General features: G+C 71.3%; 14 protein-coding genes. 3 read left to right on the top strand and 11 right to left on the bottom strand.

The window, feature by feature from the left end; translation table 11 throughout:
• The 10 genes from KGQ19_RS02575 to icmB all read right to left on the bottom strand — a co-directional run bounded on the left by KGQ19_RS02575 (position 1) and on the right by icmB (position 15,258).
• Entirely contained in the window at positions 1–1,629 is a 1,629-nt protein-coding gene (locus KGQ19_RS02575; RefSeq protein WP_212007408.1) for a cell division protein PerM, read from the bottom strand.
• A 334-nt stretch (positions 1,630–1,963) separates the two neighbouring features.
• Positions 1,964–2,851, bottom strand: coding sequence for a succinate--CoA ligase subunit alpha (gene sucD / locus KGQ19_RS02570; protein WP_194893364.1), 888 nt, complete (start codon positions 2,849–2,851; stop codon positions 1,964–1,966).
• A 15-nt stretch (positions 2,852–2,866) separates the two neighbouring features.
• The gene (gene sucC / locus KGQ19_RS02565; protein ID WP_212007407.1) at positions 2,867–4,045 is read right to left on the bottom strand and encodes an ADP-forming succinate--CoA ligase subunit beta; all 1,179 of its coding nucleotides are present in this window, start codon (positions 4,043–4,045) and stop codon (positions 2,867–2,869) included.
• A gap of 215 nt (positions 4,046–4,260) precedes the next feature.
• A complete protein-coding gene (gene pepN, locus KGQ19_RS02560; RefSeq protein WP_212007406.1) occupies positions 4,261–6,837 on the bottom strand; it encodes an aminopeptidase N in 2,577 nt (858 codons plus the stop codon).
• A 101-nt stretch (positions 6,838–6,938) separates the two neighbouring features.
• A complete protein-coding gene (locus KGQ19_RS02555) occupies positions 6,939–8,141 on the bottom strand; it encodes a VWA domain-containing protein (RefSeq protein WP_212007405.1) in 1,203 nt (400 codons plus the stop codon).
• Positions 8,134–10,479, bottom strand: coding sequence for a DUF5682 family protein (locus KGQ19_RS02550; RefSeq protein ID WP_212007404.1), 2,346 nt, complete (start codon positions 10,477–10,479; stop codon positions 8,134–8,136). The genes KGQ19_RS02555 and KGQ19_RS02550 overlap by 8 nt, the downstream gene beginning before the upstream one ends.
• Positions 10,479–11,606, bottom strand: coding sequence for an ATP-binding protein (locus tag KGQ19_RS02545; RefSeq protein ID WP_212007403.1), 1,128 nt, complete (start codon positions 11,604–11,606; stop codon positions 10,479–10,481). The genes KGQ19_RS02550 and KGQ19_RS02545 overlap by 1 nt, the downstream gene beginning before the upstream one ends.
• Before the next feature lie 82 nt (positions 11,607–11,688).
• The gene (locus tag KGQ19_RS02540; protein WP_212007402.1) at positions 11,689–13,284 is read right to left on the bottom strand and encodes a DUF5691 domain-containing protein; all 1,596 of its coding nucleotides are present in this window, start codon (positions 13,282–13,284) and stop codon (positions 11,689–11,691) included.
• A 178-nt stretch (positions 13,285–13,462) separates the two neighbouring features.
• Positions 13,463–14,794 carry an SWIM zinc finger family protein gene (locus tag KGQ19_RS02535; RefSeq protein WP_212007401.1) on the bottom strand — a complete coding sequence of 444 codons (1,332 nt, stop codon included), beginning with the start codon at positions 14,792–14,794 and terminating at the stop codon, positions 13,463–13,465.
• 56 nt (positions 14,795–14,850) lie between these two features.
• Entirely contained in the window at positions 14,851–15,258 is a 408-nt protein-coding gene (gene icmB / locus KGQ19_RS02530; protein ID WP_212007400.1) for a coenzyme B12-dependent isobutyryl CoA mutase small subunit, read from the bottom strand.
• 306 nt (positions 15,259–15,564) lie between these two features.
• Between icmB and KGQ19_RS02525 the strand changes: the two genes are divergently transcribed.
• Complete coding sequence (locus KGQ19_RS02525) at positions 15,565–17,229, top strand: M23 family metallopeptidase (RefSeq protein ID WP_212007399.1); 1,665 nt, start codon at positions 15,565–15,567, stop codon at positions 17,227–17,229.
• Positions 17,230–17,349: 120 nt separating this feature from the next.
• Positions 17,350–18,261: a hypothetical protein gene (locus tag KGQ19_RS02520; protein WP_212007398.1), complete on the top strand. Its 912-nt coding sequence runs from the start codon at positions 17,350–17,352 to the stop codon at positions 18,259–18,261.
• On the opposite strand, the gene pcrA is transcribed toward KGQ19_RS02520, so the two are convergent.
• A complete protein-coding gene (gene pcrA, locus KGQ19_RS02515; RefSeq protein WP_212007483.1) occupies positions 18,262–20,682 on the bottom strand; it encodes a DNA helicase PcrA in 2,421 nt (806 codons plus the stop codon).
• A 429-nt stretch (positions 20,683–21,111) separates the two neighbouring features.
• On the opposite strand from pcrA, the gene KGQ19_RS02510 reads away from it, so the two are divergent.
• A complete protein-coding gene (locus KGQ19_RS02510; RefSeq protein ID WP_212007397.1) occupies positions 21,112–21,831 on the top strand; it encodes a PIG-L deacetylase family protein in 720 nt (239 codons plus the stop codon).
• Positions 21,832–21,898: the final 67 nt, after the last annotated feature.

Below are 21,898 nucleotides of genomic sequence, written 5' to 3'. Positions count from 1 at the left end.
TCAGTCCTGCTCTTCGCTCGGCTGGTGCTCGTGCTCGGGCTCGGGCTCGTGCTCGGCTGGCTCCGGGTCGGCTTCGGCTTCTTCCACCGTGGTTTCTTCGGCAGCGGTTTCTTCGGCAGCCGTGTCCTCGGCGGCCACAGCGAGGCTGTCTTCGAACTCTGTTTCCGGCTCCGGTTCAGGCTCCGGTTCAGGCTCCGAGGCAGGCTCCGAGGCAGGCTGCGCTTCGGCGTCTGCTGTGAAGAACACTGCTTCGGGCTCCGCCGTCACCCGGCGCCGGGGCCGCAGGGCAGCCGCGGCATCGACCATCCGCCCGACCGACGGCCTGGGCAGTCCCTTGACCGCCGGCCCCAGCGACGGCGTCAGCACCACGATGGCGGCGGTCGTTCCCAGCAGGACGAAGGCCGCCACAGCGGTGCGCCAGCCGGAAGGACCGAGCGTGGTCATCCGTCCGTCGGCCAGCGGACCGCCCGACAACGTCGCGACCAGCCCGGCCAGCAGCGCCACGGCCGCCGCCCCGGCGCTCAGAGCCCGTACTCGCTCGCCCAGTGGCCGCTCCCCGGCACGCAGCACGACCAGCGCCAACACCGTCCCGGCCGCCACCGGAAGCACGAGGAACGCCAGGCTGTAGGGGTAGAGGCGGCTGCCGTCGCGCGGCAGGGCGCCGAGCATCGGGAACACCGGCAGCGCTCCGACCTTCGCGCTCAGCACACTGACGCCGGTCCCGGTGCCGACCGCGAATCCGGGTCCGAGCACGTATGACGCCGACCAGGCGAGCGCGTTCGGCAGCACCGCGAGGCTGAGCAGGAACATGCCGACCGCGTCGGCGATGCCGCGCGGCCAACCCGGCTCCGGCAGGTGCACGACCATCGTCCCGGCCAGCGTCAACGCGCCGCCGCCGACCAGCACCGCGCCGGCGGCCGCACCCGCCCGGGCCGCCGTGGACACCCACTCCGGCAGATCGCAGAACCCGGCGATGCGCCGCCAGCGCGCGGCCGTCGGCACCAGCGCGCCGAACAGGACCGCGGACAACACCGCCTGCGCCGTGTCCGGCCGCACGTCGCTGGTCGCGGCTCCAGCCGCCACCAGCGCGGCCACCAGGCAGTAGCCGATCGCGGCGCCGAAGGCGGTGTAGGCGAGCTGTACGGGCCGCGCGATCGGGACGACGGCCGTCTGCCACAACGCCAAGACCAGCAACGCGGTGAAGCCGAGCGGGGCCAGCGCGATCCGGCCGGCCGGCACGTCCAGGGCGGCGTGGTGGCCGAGCAGCCAGAGTTGGCCGCCGACGCGCAACGGCCCGCTGAGGCCCGAGGTGTTGGGTGCCGAGACCAGCCAGACGGTCACGCACAGGGTGACGGCGGCCAGCCAGGTGGCGATCGCCGCCAGCGCCGCGTGCGCCCCGGCCCGGGCGGCCAACCGCACGTCCCGCCCATGCGGCCCGTTCCACGCGACCGCCAGCACCTCGCCCCACTCGGCGGCCAGATCGCGCAGCGCCTCCCCGAGCACGACGGCCGGCTCCGGCTCGGTCTCGGGCTCCTGCCGGGCCCGCGCGGCGGCCAGCTGCTCGGCCACCCAGCTCCGATCCGGCCCAGCGTCCACGGCATTCCGGCGATCGCCGCTCTCATCGCGCATGCCCCCCACTCTGGCCAGCGGATCCGCGCCGCCTCCGGTGCGACAGCACGCCTCACCGAGGGCACCGCCGCGATTCACCCCGGCGGCGTAATCAGCGGCCCGGTTGGGCCCCGCCCAACCAAAGGGGGCAAACCACCCAGAAAGAGGAGACGCCCGTGCCCCGCGGACAACCCCAGAATCCCACCGGACACACCCGATCCGCGCCGAAACGGGGGCGAGGTTGCGGCGACCGGGTGATCGGTCCGGGCGTGTCGGGCAGCCGTCCGGCGGCACCGAGAACGCCACAGGCCCCGACCGCGCCCGAAGCGCGGCCGAGGCCCGTGAAGCAGAACCCTTACAGGCCCTGCATGATCTCGCGCATCAGCTGCGCGGTGGCCGAAGGCGTCTTGCCGACCTTCACGCCGACCGCTTCCAGCGCTTCCTGCTTCGCCTGGGCGGTGCCGGCCGAGCCGGAGACGATGGCGCCGGCGTGGCCCATGGTCTTGCCCTCGGGCGCGGTGAAGCCCGCGACGTAGCCCACCACCGGCTTGGTGATGTGCTCCTTGATGTACGCCGCGGCGCGCTCCTCGGCGTCGCCGCCGATCTCGCCGATCATCACGATCGCCGCGGTGTCCGGGTCGTCCTGGAACGCCTGCAGGCAGTCGATGTGGGTGGTGCCGATGACCGGGTCGCCGCCGATGCCGACCGCGGTGGAGAAGCCGAAGTCCCGCAGCTCGTACATCATCTGGTAGGTCAGCGTGCCCGACTTGGACACCAGGCCGATCTTGCCGGCCTTGGTGATGGTGGCCGGGATGATGCCCGCGTTCGAGGCGCCGGGGGTGATCAGGCCCGGGCAGTTCGGGCCGATGATCCGGGTCTTGGCGCCCTTGGCCTGGTTGTAGGCCCACACCTCGGCGGTGTCGTGGACCGGCACGCCCTCGGTGATGATCACGCACAGCGCGATCCCGGCGTCGACCGCCTCCAGCGCCGCCGCCTTGGTGAACGCCGGCGGGACGAAGACCACGGACACGTCCGCGCCGGTCTTGTCCATCGCCTCGGCCACGGTGCCGAACACCGGGACCTCGACGCCGTCGACGTCGACGGTGGTGCCGGCCTTGCGCGGGTTCACGCCGCCGACGATCTTGGTGCCCGAGGCCAGCATGCGCTTGGTGTGCTTCATGCCCTCGGAGCCGGTCATCCCCTGGACGATGACCTTGCTGTTCTCAGTGAGGAAGATAGCCATTTCTCTGCAATCCCCTTAGCGCGCGTTCGCCAGCTCGGCCGCGCGGTCCGCGGCGCCGTCCATGGTGTCGACCTGCTCAACGCCCGGCAGCTTGGCGTCCACCAGGATCTGGCGGCCCAGCTCGGCGTTGTTGCCGTCCAGCCGGACGACCAGCGGCTTCTTGCCGGCCTCGGCACCCAGCAGGTGGAAGGCCTCGACGATGCCGTTGGCCACCGCGTCACAGGCGGTGATGCCGCCGAAGACGTTGACGAACACCGACTTCACAGCCGGGTCGTTGAGGATGATGTCCAGACCGTTGGCCATCACCTCGGCCGAGGCGCCGCCGCCGATGTCCAGGAAGTTGGCCGGCTTGACGCCGCCGTGCTTCTCCCCGGCGTAGGCGACCACGTCCAGGGTGGACATGACCAGGCCCGCGCCGTTGCCGATGATGCCGACCTCGCCGTCGAGCTTGACGTAGTTCAGGTGCTTGGCCTTGGCCTTGGCCTCCAGCGGGTCCGCCGAGGCCTTGTCCTCCAGCGCCTCGTGGTCCTCGTGCCGGAAGGAGGCGTTCTCATCCAGCGACACCTTGCCGTCCAGCGCGACGATCTTCCCGGCGCTGGTCTTCACCAGCGGGTTGACCTCGACCAGGGTGGCGTCCTCCTGGACGAAGACCTGCCACAGCTGCACCAGCGCGGCGGCGACCTGGTCGGCCACGTGGTGCGGGAAGTTCGCGGCCTTGACGATCTCGTCGGCCTTCTCCTGCGACAGGCCCTCGTGGTAGGCCGCGGCGTCCACCGGGACCTTGGCCAGCGCCTCGGGCTTGGTGACCGCGATCTCCTCGATCTCCATACCGCCCTCGACGCTGGCCATCGCCAGGAAGGTGCGGTTGGAGCGGTCCAGCAGGAACGAGACGTAGTACTCGGCCTCGATCTCGGCGGTCTGGGCCAGCATCACCTTGTGGACCGTGTGGCCCTTGATGTCCATGCCCAGGATCGCGGCGGCCTTCTCCTTGGCGTCGGCCGGCCCCTCGGCCAGCTTCACACCGCCGGCCTTACCGCGTCCGCCGACCTTCACCTGGGCCTTGACGACCACCCGGCCGCCCAGCTTCTCGGCGGCTGCCTCCGCCTGCTCCGGGGTCTCGGCCACCTCGCCGCCCAGCACCGGCACACCGTGCTTGGCGAAGATGTCCCTCGCCTGGTACTCGAAAAGATCCACGCGCGTCCATCCCTCATCAAAGGAAGATTCCGGTACGGCTACCGCTTCGGAAGCGCGGATGCCGTCCACCTCATCGCAGGGTAGTCCGGTGCGCTCCCAGATCACGAACCGAGAGCCGAACACCGGGGGTGTGAATTCGCGCACATGAGGGACGCCTCACTGGTCCCGCCATGCGAGACGGGACCAGTGGGGTTGGACGCGATACGCGGGATTCGCTAAGCGTTCCGGTCGCATTCCTGTGCTCGCAACGCGCGCGCCGCGCCGTCGCGGGCCTCCAGCACCAGCCGGCGCAGGGCCGGCGCCTTGGCCGCGTCGGAGGCGAGCCAGGCGTCGGTGCGGGCCAGCAGGTCCGGCGAGGTCAGCGGCCAGGGGTAGCCGCCGCTGACGATCCGCTCGGCGTTCTGGATGCTGCGCTCGGCCCAGACCGCCGCCAGCGCCTCGAAGTAGGGCTCGACGTACGGCTCGGCCAGCTTCTCGCCGCCCACCTGGTAGAACTCGGACAGCACCGCGCCGATCAGGTCGTTGGGCTGATCGGGTGTGGCGACGACCAGGCGCCAGGCCTCGGCCTTGGCCTGGGCCAGGGGGCGCGCGGCGCGGGCGGCGACCAGGTGCCGGCGGCCGTCGGCGGTGTCGTCGGTCGCGGCCTCGCGCTCGGCCAGCACGCCGTCGTCGTCCCGGCCGGCGGCGGCCAGCGTCTCGATGATCGCCCAGCGCAGGTCCTGGTCCACGGTCAGGCCGGGGAAGGTGAGCTCGCCGGACAGCAGGGCCCTGAGCTTGGCGAAGCCCGAATCCTGACTCGCCCCGCGCACCACGCCGTAGCCGAAGGCGACCTGGTGGTCGCTGCCGGCCGGCGCCGCCGACAGCACTTCCCACAGCCGCGTGGAGATCGCGAGGTCGGCGGCCGGGCGGTTGGCCGGGTCCAGGTACTCCCCGCGCACCTGGTGCACCTGCCGCAGCAGGTTCTGCACGACGCTGATGTCGGTCTCGGCCTCGATGTTGCGCAGCACGATCGCGATGAAGCGGCGGCCGGACATCACCGCGTCCCGGGTCATGTGCCAGATCCCGGACCAGGCCAGCGCGCGGGCCATGGAGTCCGGCAGGGCCGCGATGCCGCCGCGCTCGAAGGCGTCCAGTTCGGCGGCGGTGAAGCGGATCTTGGCGTAGGTCAGGTCCTGGTCGTTGAGCAGCACCAGGCCCGGGCGTGACTTGCCGGCCAGCTGCGGCAGATCGGTGAGTTCGCCGTCGACGTCCAGCTCGATCCGCTCGGTCAGCTCCACGGCGCCGGTGGCCGGGTTCGAGGAGTAGCAGCCCACGGCGATGCGGTGCGGGCGCAGAGTCGGGAACTCGGGGACGGCGCTCTGCCGGATCCGCGCGCCGGTGACCACGCCGTTCGCGTCGGTGTCCACCTCGGCGGTCAGGGTGTTGACGCCGGCGGTCTGCAGCCAGGCCTTCGACCACGCCTTCATGTCCCGGCCTGAGGTCTCCTCCAGGACGGCCAGCAGGTCGCCCAGGGTGGTGTTGCCGAACGCGTGGGCCTTGAAGTAGCGGCGGGCGCCCTCCAGGAACGCGTCCTCGCCGACGTAGGCGGCCAGCTGCTTCAGGACCGAGGCGCCCTTGGCGTAGGTGATGCCGTCGAAGTTGAGGCGGGCGTCCTCCAGGTCGCGGATGTCGGCCACGATCGGGTGCGTGGTCGGCAGCTGGTCCTGCCGGTAGGCCCAGGCCTTGCGGCCGTTGGCGAAGGAGACCCAGGCGTGCTGCCAGCGGGTGGCGCGGGTCAGGGCGAAGGCGCCCATGAAGTCCGCGAAGGACTCCTTGAGCCACAGGTCGTCCCACCACTTCATGGTGACCAGGTCGCCGAACCACATGTGCGCCATCTCGTGCATGATCGTGTTGGCGCGGCCCTGGTAGGAGGCGTCGGTGGTCTTGGAGCGGTAGACCATGCGCTCGTTGAAGGTGACCAGGCCCGGGTTCTCCATGGCGCCGAGGTTGTACTCGGGCACGAAGGCCGAGTCGTACTTCCCGAACGGGTACGGGTAGTCGAAGATCTCGTGGTAGAAGTCCAGGCCGGCCTTGGTGACGTCGAGGATCGCCGCGGCGTCGAAGTACGGGGCCAGCGACTTGCGGACCATCGCGCTGACCGGAATCAGCAGGTCCGAGCCGTCCTTGAGGCGCACGGTGTGCTGGTCCTCGACGACGTGGTAGTCCCCGGCCACGATCGCGGTGATGTAGGTGGAGATCGGCTCGGTGGGGTTGAAGCGCCAGGTGTTGGCGTCGTCAGTGCCCTGCGTCAGCTCCTCCAGCGTCTCGTTGGACCAGACCCGCCAGCGCGCCGGGGCGGTGACGGTGAACTGGAAGCGGGCCTTGAGATCGGGCTGCTCGAAGTTGGCGAACAGCCGCCGCGAGTCGGCGGGCTCGAACTGGGTGTAGAGATACACCTCGCCGTCCACCGGGTCCACGAAGCGGTGCAGGCCCTCGCCGGTGCGGCTGTAGGCGGCGGCGGCGTCGATGACGACGACGTTCTCGGCCCGCAACCCGCTCAAGTGCACCCGCGCGCCGTCGAACACCTCGGCGGGGTCCAGCGCCTCGCCGTTCAGCGTGACACTGCGCACACTCGGCGCCAGCAGATCGACGAAGCTGGACGCCCCCGGCTCGGAGCACGCGAAGGCGATGGTGCTCTTCGACCCGAACGTGGTGTCGCCGCGGGTCAGATCGAGCTCGACGGCGTAGTGCTCGGCCGTCAGCAGCCGGGCACGCTCCGCGGCCTCGTCGCGGGTCAGATTGCCGCCTGTCATCACTTCACTCCTGTCACCGGTCACGACGGCCGTCCACGCCGACGGCCGCCCTGAACGATCCTAGGGCGAGCCGCGGGCCGGGGCTGGATGAGGAATCGCTGCTAGCCCTCCAGAAACTTGCTCAAGTCCTGCCGTTGGATGGCCGCCGCCATCAGGTCCCCGAACTTGTCCGGGGTGCAGGCGAAGGCGGGCACGCCCAGCGCCGCCAGCGCCGAGGCGTTCTCGCGATCGTAGGAGGGCGCGCCTTCGTCCGAGAGCGCGAGCAGGACGATCACCTGGGTGCCGGCCGCTGTCATCTCCGCGACGCGGCGCAGCATCTCGCGGCGGACGCCGCCTTCGTAGAGGTCGGAGATCAGGATGAAGATGGACTCGGTCGGGCGGGTGATCAGTGACTGGCTGTAGGCGATCGCGCGGTTGATGTCCGTGCCGCCGCCGAGTTGGGTGCCGAACAGGACGTCGACCGGGTCGCTGAGTTGCGGGGTCAGGTCCACCACCGCCGTGTCGAAGACGACCAGCGAGGTCTTCAACGACTTCAGCGAGGCCAGCACCGCGCCGAACACCGAGGCGTAGACCACCGAGGCGTACATCGAGCCCGACTGGTCGATGGCCAGGACCACGTCGCGTTTCACCGCGCGCTCCTTGCGCGCGTAGCCGACCAGCCGCTCGGGGACCACCGTCCGGTACTCCGGCAGGTAGTTCTTGAGGTTCACCCGGATGGTGCGGCCCCAGTCGATGTCGCTGTGCCGGGGGCGGCTGGTGCGGGTGCTCTTGTCCAGGGCGCCGCTGACCGTGGCGCGCAGTTTGGCGCCGAGCCTGCGCTCCAGGTCCTCGACCAGTTTGCGGACCACCTGGCGGGCGGTCTCCTTGGTCTCGGCGGGCATCAGGTGGTTCAGCGACAGCAGGGTGCCGACCAGGTGCACGTCCGGCTCGACCGACTCCATCATCTCCGGCTCCAGCAGCAGCTGGCGCAGGTTCAGCCGATCGATGGCGTCGCGCTGCATGACCTGGACGACGGTCTGCGGGAAGTAAGTGCGGATGTCCCCCAGCCAGCGTGCGACCTGCGGTGAGGACGTTCCCAGGCCGGCGCTGCGCGGAGCCTGCTTGCCGCCGCGGCCCTTGGTGCGGACGCTGGCACCGCCGCCTTCGGTCTCGTAGCCGCCCTTGTTGTAGAGCGCGGCCAGTGCCTTGTCCATCTCCAGATCGACGCCGCTCAGCTTGCAGCCGGTGCCGTCGTCGTCTCCGCCCAGGACCAGGCGCCAGCGGCGCATGCGCTCGGCGTCGGCGGCTTCGAGCGTGTCAGGCATCTGTCTCCCCCTTGGTCCCCAGGCCCAGCAGCATCCGCACCACCGGCAGCGCGCGGTCGGCGCGGGCCCGGTCGAAGCCGGGCGGCTCGGCCCCGGCCGCGACACCGGCCACCGGGGCCGCGCCGACGGTCCGGGCCAGCTCGCCGATCTTGCGGCGCTCGGGGCCCTCGAAGTTCGAGAACGTGCGGCGCAGCAGCGGCAGCACGTCGGTGAAGGTGTCCGCCGGGATCCCGGCGATCCACCGGTCCAGCAGGCCCAGCAGCACCGGGTCGTGGATCAGCAGCATCGCGCCGCCGGACAGCACGCCGTCCAGCCAGGCCGCGGCCTCGGCCGGCGGCACACCCGGGGTCAGGGCCAGGCCCATGCGCCGGTTCAGCTCGTCACCGTCGATCTTGGCGGCGTCGTAGAGCAGGCGCAGCGCGCGCCCGGCGAGCAGGCCGGTCATGCCCTCGCGGTCGGCGACCAGGCGCAGCGCCCGGTGCCACTCCTGGATCGCGGCGGCGTCGTCGAGCAGCCCGACCGCCTGGTGCGTCTTGTCCATCCGCACCCGCATCTTCTGCGCGCCGTCCTCGTCCAGGCCGGAACAGGCCGGCGGGAAGCCGAGCGCGATGCGGACCACCAGGGTGTCGGCGACCTTGCGCAGCGAGGAGGTGTCGGTACCGCGCACGTCGCCGTAGCGCAGGGTCCGGGCCAGTGCGGGCAGCGCGTCGGCCAGGTGCGCGACGTCGGTGTCCAGCGCCGCGCGGTCGGCCAGCAGCGTCATGATCGGGTCCAGCGCGTCCGGCAGGTCGGCCAGCAGGCAGGCCTCGACCACGTCGGTGATCCCGGCCAGCTGCTCGGCGTCCGCCGCGCGGTCCGCGGACTTCGCCGAGGCCGCGGTGGCCACCGTGGTGCCCCAGATCGCGGCCTCGACCAGCTTCACCGCGAACTCCGGCTGCCAGTCCAGCGACCAGGTCTCCCAGAAGGTGCCGCTGCCCTGGGAGCGGCCCAGCGTGCCCCAGTGGATGCCGAGGATGTTCAGCCGGTGCAGCAGCCGCGACTTGTCGCCCGGGTTGGGCTCGCGCAGGTCCAGCTTCGCCTCGGTCTGGCCGGGCTTGGGCTGGAAGCGCAGCCGCTTCTGCTCCTTGGCCAGGTCCGCGGCCAGCGGCACCACCGGCACGTCCGGCGGCACCTCTCCCAGGTCCTCGCCGATCACCAGCTTGTCCCGGACCAGCGCCATCTGCGTGTCGTAGCCGCCGCAGAGCACTGACTGCACGGCCTCGGTGACCTCGGTCAGCCCGGCCAGGGTGCGGCCGCGCAGCGTGGCCAGGGTCTGGGCCAGCCGCGTCGCCTCGATCAGGTGCGCGGAGGAGACCGGCAGGTCCTCGGCGCGGAACAACTCGGCGACGCGGGCCAGCCAGCGTTCGACGACCAGGTCGGGGGCCGTGAACAAGTGGTGGTACCAGCCCGGCGACTCGATGCCGGCGCCGTAGCCGGAGCGGAAGGACAGCCGGCCGTGGGTCCACGGGACCCAGGTCGCGGTGGTCTTCGCCTTCTTCGGCAGCTCCTTGAGGATCTTGACGTCCGGGGCGGCCGGGCCGAGCTCGGCCAGGGCCGGGACGTGGAAGGCCCCGCAGATCACCGCGATCCGCCGGCGGCCGGCCTTGATCTCCTCGCGGACGCACTGGCGCATGTACGCCTCGCGCTGCTCGTCCTCGGGCCGGGTCTGGTCGCGGACGGCGGCCATCGCGTCGGCGATCGCGGCGAAGGAGTCCAGGGCTGAGAACGTCCCGTTCGCACGTTGCTCGACGACGTCTTCCCACCAACGCTCGGGGTCGTCGTAGCCGGCGGCGGTGGCGAGTGCGGCGATGGGGTCGGTCCGGCGCATAGAGTCGAGGACATGCCGTTCCTCGCCGTGACGTTCCTCTTCCTGATCGTCTTCGGAGGCGGTTCCCTGCTCGCGATCCTCGGCATCTTCATCCTGCGGGAGCGCGGCAAACCGGTGGCCCGAGGGCAGGTCGATGAACCGCACCGGGATGTCGGCATCGATCCCGAACCGCAGGGCGATCCACTCGGGCGAGAACTCGGCGAAGGGCCAGAATCCGGCGCGTGAGGGGTCGGCGTCGGCGTAGACCAGCAGCGCGACCGGTGGGCGCATCGAGGGATGCGCGGCCATCGGGATCAGCGCGTCGGCCTCCGGCGGGCCCTCGATGAGGATCGCGTCCGGCTTCAGTTCGGCCAGCGCCGCCGCGACCGCGCGCGCCGATCCCGGGCCGTGGTGCCGGATGCCCAGCAGCGTGACCGGCCCGGCGGCCTCCCCGCCCGCGACCGGCCCGGCCGGCGTGGCAGTCTCGGGCATCAGGCGCTGACCTCGCGGCAGCTGCGGTAGAAGTCGGTCCAGCCGTCGCGGCCGCGGGCGACCGTCTCCAGGTACTCCTGCCAGACCAGCTTGTCGGTCGAGGTGTCCTTCACCACCGCGCCGAGGATGCCGGCCGCGATGTCGGCCGGGCGCAGCGTGCCGTCGCCGAAGTGCGCGGCCAGCGCGATGCCGCCGGCCACCACCGAGATGGCCTCGGCCGGGGACAGGGTGCCCGAGGGGGTCTTCAGCTTGGTCTTGCCGTCCTCGGTCAGGCCGCTGCGAAGCTCGCGGAAGACCGTGACCACCCGGCGGATCTCCTCGTGCGCGGCCGGGACCTCGGGCAGTTCCAACGCCTTGCCCAGGGACCGCACGCGCTGGGAGACGATCGCGATCTCCTCCTCGGCGGTACCGGGCAGCGGCAGGACCACGGTGTTGAACCGGCGGCGCAGCGCCGAGGACAGGTCGTTGACGCCCTTGTCCCGGTCGTTCGCGGTGGCGATGACGCTGAAGCCCTTCTCGGCCTGGGTCTCCTGCCCGAGTTCCGGGATCGGCAGCGTCTTCTCCGACAGGATCGTGATCAGGGTGTCCTGCACGTCGGCCGGTATCCGGGTGAGCTCTTCGATACGGGCGATCGCGCCGGTGGACATGGCGACCATCAGGGGGCTGGGGACCAGCGCGTCGCGCGAGGGGCCGTGGGCCAGCAGCTGCGCGTAGTTCCAGCCGTAGCGCATGGCCTCCTCCGGCGTGCCGGCGGTGCCCTGCACCAGCAGTGTGGAGTCGCCGGAGATGGCCGCCGCCAGGTGTTCGGAGACCCAGGTCTTCGCCGTGCCCGGGACGCCGACCAGCAGCAGCGCGCGGTCGGTGGCCAAGGTGGCGATGGCGATCTCGACGATCCGGCGCGGGCCGATGTACTTCGCCGTTATCTCGGTGCCATCCTCGAGCCTGCCGCCGAGCAGATAGGTCGCGACCGCCCACGGCGACAGCTTCCAGCGCGGCGGCCTCGCGCGGCCGGAGTCGGCGTCGGCCTTGCGCAGGGCCTCCAGTTCCCCGGCGAAGGCGTGCTCGGCGTGCTGGCGCAGAACGGTCGGCTGGGTTGCTTCATCAGAGGCAGCGGCTTTGGCAGACATGGCAGACAACTTTCGATTTCGGCAAGGAGGTACCCACTCAAGAGTCCACCTTGGGGGAAGGTTTCGGACAGAGTCCAGATCGTTAGACAGTGTCGAGTTCGGCGAGCATCAGGGCCCGGTCCCGCAGCAGTCCCGCGAGGTCGTCCAGGTCCGCCGCCCACAGCGGCAGCGCGGCCCGGATCTCCTCGGCCTTGGCCGCCACGGCGTCCACGAACGAGGGCGGCATCCAGCGGCCCGCCAGGTTGTCCATGCCGAAGAAGCGCGCGACGTCGTTGCGGGTGGCGTTCGGCAGGTAGACCGGGATCGAGTCGAGCAGGGCCTGGCAGACCGCGTCCGGCCAGGGCCGGCCCAGCCGGCTGAGGATGATCGGGGCGCTGTGGATCGAGTACTGCGACCGGTGGCTGGCCACGACGCCCAGACACCAGCGTTCGGCGGCCTCGTCGGACAGCAGCTCCAGCATGTCGTTGGCGGCGTTGACGGCGCAGAACGCCTCGGCCCAGACCGGGTCCTTCTGCCGCAGGGTTGCCGAGCGCCAGCCGCGGTGGCAGGAGTTCGCCTCCCAGCGGTTCGCCGCTGTGGCCCGCAGCAGCTCGGCCGCGGACAGGCCGTAGTGCTCCCAGGCCGCCAGCGGCGTCGAGGCTATGAGGTCCTCCAGCCAGTACGAGGGTTGGAGTTTGGCCAGCCGCCGCTCGTCCTCGGTCTGCACCCAGCCCTCGCCGATGCCGTCCCGGATCTGGTCCTCGGTGGCGGCCAGCGGCTCGTCCTTGAGGGTGACCAGGACGGCGGTGCCCTCGGTGCTCACCCGGACCCACTCGTGCAGCCGCGCGACCATGCGCTCGGCGAACCGCGAGGACGGCAGGGTGGCCAGCAGCCGCACCGCCTCGGCGCGGACCTGGCGGGACTTGTCGTCCAGGGCTGATTCCAGGAACGGCTCGTCCTCCGGGCCCAGGCCGACGGCCAGCGCCTCGACGAAGGCGGCGCGGGTCTCCGCGGCCAGCACGCCGGTGCCGGGGCCGGTCTGCGTCCACGCCTCCTCGACCAGGGCCCGGGCCGAGGCCGGGTCCTTGCCGCGGAACCAGGTGAGGTAGCCGATGCGCTCGTGCGGCTTGTCGGACCGCCAGGCCTCGGGGTCCGGCGCCGCGGCGTAGCGGGTGAAGGTCGACCACTGCTGGTTCTGCTTGGCCAGCCAGGTGCCGCGCGGACCGGCCAGCTTCATCAGGTCGGCGCGGACCGCGGTGCTGCCGCGGGCGTAGTCGAAGAGCGGGGGCAGCAGCTCGGCGGGCGCGCGGCAGCCGGTCTTGGCGGCGGCGCCCAGGTACTCCGGCAGCGTCTCCGAGCGCGAGGCCACCAGCGCCGTGAGCCGGGCCGAGGTCGCGGTCGACAGCAGCGGGCGCGGGTCGAGCGCGGACGACTTCGCGGCCGGCGCGGCGCGGTTCTGGCCCTCGGCCTCGGCCTCCTGCTCGCCGACGAGCTCGGCGGAGTACGCCGAACCGGCGTTGCCGCCCCGCCGCCACGCGCTCATGAGCGCGGCCGAGCTGAGCAGGGCCGCGGCCGGGGTGTCACCGGGCGCGTCGAATTCTCCGGCGGCCGGCGGGGTGCGACGGTCGGTGCCGACCAGGGCCGTCGAGACAAGGTCCTGCCAGACCTCGGAGCCGGTCTGATGGGAGGTTTCGTTCATGGTGCTCACCGCGCTTCCGCCGAGTAGGAGATCCCCACAGCCTTCGCACTGATGTCCACAGATTGTGCACCACGCCACTGACAACTTACGGGGTCGATGGCAATACCCTGAAATTCCCTAATCACCGGCCCTGTCGGAGCGGGCTTCGCAGAGCCCTGCCCGCCGCGCGCCCAGGCGTTCACAGCGCGACGACCGAACCGTCGGCCCACACCGTGAGCGGTTCCAACCCGGCGTCGGTGTACTCGCCGAAGAGGGTCACCGGGTGGCCGCCGGAGACCGCGAGCAGCCGCCACAGTGCGGTCTCCTCGCTGATCAGCGGCATGCGGCGGCCCTGGGCGTCGGCCAGCTCGCCCGTCCGGTCCGGGACCGCGTCCGCGATCACCACCGGCCAGCCCTCCTGCCACGGATCCGCGGCGAGCGCCGCGGCGAACTCCTCGGCCGCGGCTTGGAGCGTCCCGCCCGCGGGGGCGAGGGCTGCGTCGGTGGAGTCGACCTCGCCGGTCTCCATCTGTGCCCGCAGCGGCAGCGCCTCGGAGTGGAACGCCATCTCTGCCCGGTAGACCGCGCCGACCGGCAGCGCCAGCGTCGGCGCCTGCTGCATGGCGCCGAACGCCAGCAGCATCGCCAGCCGGCCGCTTTCGGCGTCCCGCAGCCAGATCCGGCGCTCGGTGAGCTTCTCGGCGGCGCGGTCCCGCGATCCCAGGACGTGCCAGCGGCCCGCGACCCGCTCGCCGTCGCGGCGCACGGCGTCGGTGTCGACCGAGATCCCGATCCGCCGCCGCACGGTGTCCTGCATCGCCGGCGGCAGTTCGGCCAGCCGGGTCCAGGCCTGACACAGCAGGTGCAGCCGGGAGAACTCGGCCAGGACCGCGTCCGGCCAGGCGTCGCCGGCGGCGGAGCGGGTGCCGGGCAGGGTCCGGACCCGGCCGGCCACCCCCGAGGCCTGCGCGTCCACCAGCCGCTTGGCGACCGGGTCCACGGCGCCGTAGGAGAGCGCGGTCGGGTCGCTCAGCCCGGCCGCGACCTGGTCGGTGAGCCAGCGGTCGAGGTCGGCCAGGCCGTCGCCGATCCGCTCGGCCCGCTGCGCGGCCCGTTTGGCCACGCCTTCGGGGTCGGCGGCGGCTTTCTCGGCCTTGGCGACGCTGCGGGCCGCGGACTTCTCGGCGCGGTCCTTCCGGGAGTCGGACCAGGCCTGGACCCGCTCCGGGAGCTCTTCGGTATCCCGGACCGTGCCGGCCGCCCACAACAACAGCAGGCCCAGCGCGTGCTTACACGGGAACTTCCTACTGGGGCACGTGCACTGATACGCGGTGTCCGAATCGGCCACGGAGACCGTGACCTGGTACGGCTTGCTCCCGCTCCCCTTGCAGTCCCCCCACAACAACCGCTCGTCTTCCAGATACCCGATGCCCGACCACGGGGCGGGGACCCCGAGCTTCGCGCCGGCCTTCTGCGAGGCGGCGTCCGGGGCCAGAGAGTTGACCTGGGCGGCGGTCCAACGTTCTGCCATGCCCCGAACACTATTTCAGGGCACCCACAAGCCGGGTGGGGCTTTCTGACGCCGGCTCAGGCGGCGTGCGCCAGGTTCTCGTTGACCCAGTCGACGATCTCCTGGGTGGCGGTGCCGGGGGTGAAGATCGCCACCACGCCCATCTCCTTCAGCGGGGCGAAGTCGTCCTCCGGGATGATGCCGCCGACGAAGACCTTGATGTCCGAGGCGTCCTTCTCCTTCAGCGCCTCGATCACCTTCGCGCACTGCGTCATGTGCGCGCCGGACAGGATCGACAGGCCGATGGCGTCGGCGTCCTCCTGGATGGCGGTGGCCACGATCTGGTCGGGCATCTGGTGCAGGCCGGTGTAGACGACCTCGACGCCGGCGTCACGCAGGGCGCGCGCCACGACTTTCGCGCCGCGGTCGTGGCCGTCCAGGCCGGGCTTCGCGATGACGACGCGGACCGGGGCTGACTGGCTCATTGCGACTGCCTCCACTTGGGTTCCACCGGAAGATCTTCTTTGATCCGCCATAACCGCCTCACACAGTAGCCGACCTGGGACGGCGCCCTGCCCAGTCCCACCCTGTGACGGTCCGCACAATCTCCGTGAGGATCATCGGACTTCCTGCGACAACACCAGTGAACCGCTTGTAAAGCGCGCGCAAAGTCAGCCGAACCGTTGTCCGTCCAGCCTCCGAGGCGCTAAAGTCGCGACTCGATAACGGCGCTGTCCCCGCCCCGTTATGAAGATCGGCTGTCCCACGTTCCCAGGAGGTAGTTGGCCGTCATGGGAAAACATGGTTCGTCCCAATGGGATACCGACTGGGAGGCGGCCATAACGCCTAACGGCGAGGACAGCCTGTACGGTTCCAGCGACGGCTACCAAGCGGTCAACGAGTGGTCCGGCGTATACGAGGCCCAACCGCAGAGCGGTTTCTATGAACAGGGCGCTGTCTACGACTACGAGGCTCCCGCCGCGCCGCAGCAGCCGGTGATGGACCAGAGCTATTACGAGTCGGTGTACGCGGCGTATTCAGCCCCGCAGCAGCAGGCCCCCGCCGCGCCGGTCATCCCGGCGCAGCCGCAGGCGCCCGAGTCCAGCCCGATGTGGGACGGCCCGGGGTGGCAGGACCCGTACGCGCAGTACAGGCAGCCGCAGCAGCAGTACGATCAGCAGCACCAACAGCACCAGCACCCGGTGCAGCCGCCTGCGCAGCACCAGCCGCAGACACAGCCGCACGCACAGCCGCAGCCGCACTACGGCCAGCAGGCGTACGAGGCCCAGCAGTACGGCGCGCAGCCGCAGTACGAGGACCACAACTTCCACCACCCGGACTTCGACACCGGGACCTTCGAGGCCATCTACGAGGCGCCGGGGTCCACCGAAGCCGCCTACGACCTCCTGCCGGACGGCGAGGGCGGGTACGACGCCTATGACGCCCACAACGGCGGGGGTGCGTACGACGCCGAGGGCGCCTACGAAGGCGAGTACGAGGACGGCGAGTACGCCGCGACCGGCTACACGGACGACGCCGAGGACTACGCGGGCTACGGCTACGACGGGTACGACGGCGGCAGCGAGGACGACGGGTACGCCGAGGGCGGCGACGACGACGGGTACGCCGAGGGCGGCGACGACGCCCCGCTGCGGACCCGCAGCCGCTCCGGCGGCACTCCCCCGCCGATCCCGCCGACCCGCCCGTTCGGCAGCAAGCCGGCCCGGCCAGCGGTCTCGCTTTCCGGGCGCCGCACCCTGCACGCGTTCACCTCGACGCCGGCAGCGGTCGTCGGCGTGGCCGCGGTGGCGGTCGCCGCGGTCGGCGGCCTGCGCCTGCCCTCGAGCCACACCGAGACCGCCGCGGACGCCGCGGCCCCGGCCACCCCGGCCAACGGCCTGGAGCAGAACCTGCTCCAGATGCGCGCGGCCAGCGCCAACCTGGCCGACCGCGCGACCCGCAGCGAGCAGCGCAGCGAACTGGTGCAGCAGCAGGCGCTGGAGAAGCAGCGGCTCGCCGAGATGTCACAGAAGTACTTCCTGCCGGTCCAGGACTACGTGCTGACCGCCGGCTTCGGCCAGGCCGGCGACCGCTGGGTCAACCTGCACACCGGCCAGGACTTCGCGGTGCCGGTCGGCACCAAGGTGGTCGCGGTCACCGACGGGACGGTCATAGAGTCCGGTTGGGCCGGGCCCTACGGGTACCGGATCGTGGTGCAGCACCCGGACGGCAGCCAGACCTGGTACTGCCACCTGAGCGTGATGAAGGTGCGCAGCGGCAAGGTCGCGGCCGGGCAGATCATCGCCCTGTCCGGGGACACCGGCAACACCACCGGGCCGCACCTGCACCTCGAATACCACCCCCCGGGGCCCGCCGATCCCGGCAACGGGGTGCCGGGGGCGTCCACGGCGGTGGACCCGATGCCGTTCCTGCGGAGCCACGGTCTGGTGCCGTAGACGTTCGACCGTCCAAGATCAGAAGACTGCGAAAGAGCCCGGGTCTCCCGGGCTCTTTTGTTCTGCCCGGGCCAGGCGTACAACTGCTCGTACTACCAACATCACCCGGGGGGGAAAAAGATGATCGGGAGATCCAGGCTTCTCGCCTGCCTCATCGCGGTCGCGGCCTTGAGCGCCGCCTGCGGCAAGCCGTCCGGCAGCAGTTCCGTAGACCAGAGCAAGGCTCCGGCGCTGGCCAACATCTCGGCGTCGGTCGGCGGATCGTCGGGCGGCGGATCGTCGGGCGGGACGGCGTCATCGGGCGGCGCGTCGTCGGGCACCACCGGGTCGGGGTCCTCCGATCTGGTCGCGGAGACAGCGGTGGGCCTGGTCCAGGCGGCCTGCCAACAGAACTCGTGGCAGGCCCAGCTGAAGCTCAACGTCGCTGTACCGGGCCAGACGGCCGCCCTGAGCGCGGCTCTGCAGGCCGATCCGAGCCCCGGCCACCGCACCGCCCATATAACGGACTCCGCGGGCCTGGAGGAAGAACTCGTCGACGGCACCGACTACCTGCGCCAGGGCACCTCGAAATGGTTCAAGGTGAGCGCCGCCTCGGTCCCCGCCGCCCTGCTGCGCCCGCCCTGCAGCGAGTTCGGGGTGCTCCGCTTCCCCAATCTCACCGCGGTACAGGAACTCCCCGACCAGGCCGCCGGGTCGACCCACCACTACCGTTTCCAGGCCGACGCCTACACCCTGATCTCCGCATCGCTGCTGATAAGCCCGACCGCGTTGACCGCGTTCAAGGCCCACCCGGCGCAGGTCACGGCCGACCTGTACACGGACGACACCGGCCGTCCCCTGCGCTACGAGACCGGCACCGCCAGCGTCGCCGACGGCGCCGGCCCCGCGACCATGAAACTGACCGAGACCTTCTCCGCCTTCGGCACCCCGCTCACCCTGGTCGCCCCCGACCCGTCACAGGTCAGCGACCAGCCGCCGGCGGGGCTGAAGCTGGAGGTGCCGCCGAACCCGACGGCGTCGGCCGCTGTTTAGCTACAGCTTCTGCACCGGCGCCATCGTCAGCAGCAGCGTCCGCACGCCCGAGGAACCGAAGTCGATCGTCGCCTCGTCGCGTTCCCGGCCGCTGACCGCGACGACTGTGCCCATGCCGAAGGAGTCGTGGATCACGCGGTCGCCGGGGTCCAGGGAGATCACCTTCACCGCGCCCTTGCGTTGCTGGAAGCCGCGGGTGACGCCGCGGCGGTCGCCGAACGGGGAGCGCTCGGCGGTCTTGGGCTCCGGGGCGATGCGCTCCCATTCGAGCAGGGTGTCCGGGATCTCGCCGAGGAACTTCGACGGCGGGTTGTACTGCGGGGCGCCCCAGGCGGAGCGGTAGACGGAGCGGGAGACGTACAGCTGCTCGCGGGCGCGGGTGATGCCCACGTAGGCCAGGCGGCGTTCCTCCTCCATCTCCTTCTTGTCGCCCATGGAGCGCATGTGCGGGAAGACGCCGTCCTCCATGCCGGTGAGGAACACCACCGGGAACTCCAGGCCCTTGGCGCTGTGCAGGGTCATCAGGGTGACCATGCCCTCGTGGTCCTCGCCGTCGGGGATCTGGTCGGAGTCGGCGACCAGTGCCACGCGCTCCAGGAACTCCGGGAGGCGGCCCTCGGGCTGCGCCTGCTCGAATTCCAGGGCCACGGCCAGGAGTTCGCGGAGGTTCTCGATGCGGGTCTCGTCCTGCGGGTCGTCGGAGTCCTGGAGCTCCTGCAACAGGCCCGTGCGCTCCAGTATGGCCTCCAGGACGTGCGCGGGCCCGTACTCGGCGGCCAGCTCGCGCAGCTCGTCCATCATCTGCGTGAAGCCCTGGACGGCCTTCACCGAGCGCGCGGCCAGGGCGGGCGCCTCGTCGGCGCGGCGGAGCGCGTCGCCGAAGGAGATGCGGTCGCGGGCCGCCAGCCGCTCCAGCGACTCCTCGGCCTTCTCGCCGATGCCGCGCTTCGGGGTGTTCAGGATGCGCCGGACCGAGACGATGTCGTCCTCGTTGGCCAGCGCGCGCAGGTATGCCAGCGCGTCGCGGACCTCCTTGCGCTCGTAGAAGCGGACGCCGCCGACCACGCGGTAGGGCAGGCCGACGCGGACGAAGATTTCTTCGAAGACCCGGGACTGCGCGTTGGTGCGGTAGAACACCGCGACGCCGCCGTAGGTGGTCTCCTTGGCGTCGGACAGGCGGTCGATCTCCTCGGCCACGTACTGGGCCTCGGAGTGCTCGTCGTCGGCGACGTATCCGGTGATCAGCTTGCCGTCGCCGGAGTCGGTCCACAGGTTCTTCGCGCGCCGGCCCTTGTTGTTCTCGATGACCGCGTTCGCCGCGGTCAGGATGGTCTGCGTGGAGCGGTAGTTCTGCTCCAGCTTGATGACCTTGGCGTCCGGGTAGTCGCGTTCGAACTCGATGATGTTGCGGATGGTCGCGCCGCGGAAGGCGTAGATGGACTGGTCCGCGTCGCCGACCACACACAGTTCGGCTGGCGGCAGGTCCTCGGTGTTCAGGCCGGGCCGGACCAGGTCGCCGTCGACGGTGCGCTTCTCGTGCTGCCCGACCAGTTCCTTCACCAGCTGATACTGCGCGGTGTTGGTGTCCTGGTACTCGTCCACGAGGATGTGCCGGAACCGGCGGCGGTAGTGCTCGGCGACCATCGGGAAGGCCTGGAGCAGGTGCACCGTGGTCATGATGATGTCGTCGAAGTCCATCGCCTTCGCCGCGGTCAGCCGGTCCGAGTACATCCGGTAGACCTGCGCGAGCTGGCGCTCGGCCTCGGTCTCGGCCCGGCTGGAGAAGGTGTCGTGGTCGACCAGCTCGTTCTTGAGCTTGGAGATCTGGCCGAGCATCGAGCGCGGCGTGGTCTTCTTCGGGTCGATCTCCAGCTCCCGCAGCACCATGGTCATCAGGCGCTGGGAGTCGGCGGTGTCGTAGATCGAGAAGTTGCTCGGCAGACCGGCGGTCTTGGCCTGGGCCCGCAGGATCCGGACGCAGGCCGAGTGGAAGGTCGAGACCCACATCAGCCGGGCCCGCGGGCCGACCAGTTCCTCCACGCGCTGCCGCATCTCGGCGGCGGCCTTGTTGGTGAAGGTGATGGCCAGTATCGAGCCGGGGTGCGCGTGCCGCTCGCCGACCAGGTAGGCGATGCGGTGGGCCAGCACCCGGGTCTTGCCCGAGCCGGCACCGGCGATGATCAGCAGCGGGCCGCCGGTGTGCACGACAGCCTCGCGCTGCGGGTCGTTCAGGCCCTCGAGCAGCTTGCGGGCCGAGGCCGACTCCTCCGGCGGGACCCAGGCGTCCTCGGGCTCCTCCCAGCCTTCCCAGCCCTCCCGCTCGGCGTCGGCCTCGTCGGCCCACGCCGGTGGTTCGGGCAGCGTGCGGTCGGTGTGCCGCTCGTCCCCCGACCCCCGCTGCTCCCGGATCTCGTCGAGCATGGGGAACAATGGCAGGGCACCTGGGGCGAAGAGGGAAGAGCTCACTCCAGAATTTTCGCAGACCGCACCGACAACGCGGGAGCGGTCGCCGAGATGGGGCGGTCACCTGGGCCGACGCGCGCGCCACCGGCCCGAGCCGGAGGATGGCCCGGGCCGCGCCGAGGGTCCGCCGCGCCGACCTGAACGGACGGATGACCCGCCCCGACCCGACGCCGCCCCGGGCCGACGGCTGACCCGGCCCAGCCCGCGGGATCCGCCGGCCCGGCCAGACCTGCCAGCCCGGCCAGACCGGCGAGCCCAACAGCCCCTCCGACAGCCGACCGGCCAAAAGATACTTCGGCACCCGGAACACCAGCCGCCCCCTCGGCGTTGCGCGTCATGGAGCCGAACGGCTCCGGTCAGTCACGCCGGGAACCCAGGAGTCCACCCATGCCCGAGGCCAGCGCCCCGTCCCGCATCCTCGTCGTCGCCGCCCACCCCGACGACATCGACTTCGGCGCCGCCGGCACCATCGCCACCTGGACGGACGCCGGAATCGAGGTCACCTACGCGATCGCGACCAGCGGCGACGCCGGCGAGGCGTTCCCGGACACGCCACGGTCAGAGGTCGGGGCACTGCGCGAGGCCGAGCAGACCGCGGCGGCCAAGTGCGTCGGAGTGAGCGACATCCGCTTCCTGCACTGGCCCGACGGCCGCCTGACCCCCTCGCTGGAACTGCGCCGCGACCTCTCGCGCGTGATCCGGCAGGTGCGTCCCGAACGGATCCTGATCCCGTCCGCCGAGCTGAACCTGGACCGCATCTACGCCTCGCACCCGGACCACCGCGCCGTCGGCGAGGCGGCCATCGCGGCGGTCTACCCCGACGCCCGCAACCCCTGGGCCCACACCGAACTGCTGGAGCAGGAGGGACTGGAGCCCTGGACGGTCGGCGAGACCTGGGTGATGTCGATGACGAACGCCACGCACCCCGTGGACATCACCGACGTCTTCGACCGCAAGGTCGCCGCACTCCAGGCGCACGCCTCGCAGATCGGCGGCCACTCGGATCTGGAGGGCATGCTGCGCACCTGGGGCGAGGGCAATGCGCAGCGGCTGGGGCTGGCCGAGGGGCGGATCGCCGAGGTGTTCCAGGTGGTCGACACTCGCTGAGCGAGGGCGGGGCCGCTTCTAGGGGCTTTGGGGGCGCTAGGGCCTCTAAGGCTTCTAGGGCTGTCTC

The organism is Catenulispora pinistramenti (genome assembly GCF_018274385.1).
GTDB classification, from domain to species: Bacteria; Actinomycetota; Actinomycetes; order Streptomycetales; family Catenulisporaceae; genus Catenulispora; species Catenulispora pinistramenti.
This window is presented reverse-complemented; position numbering and strand designations above follow the sequence as displayed.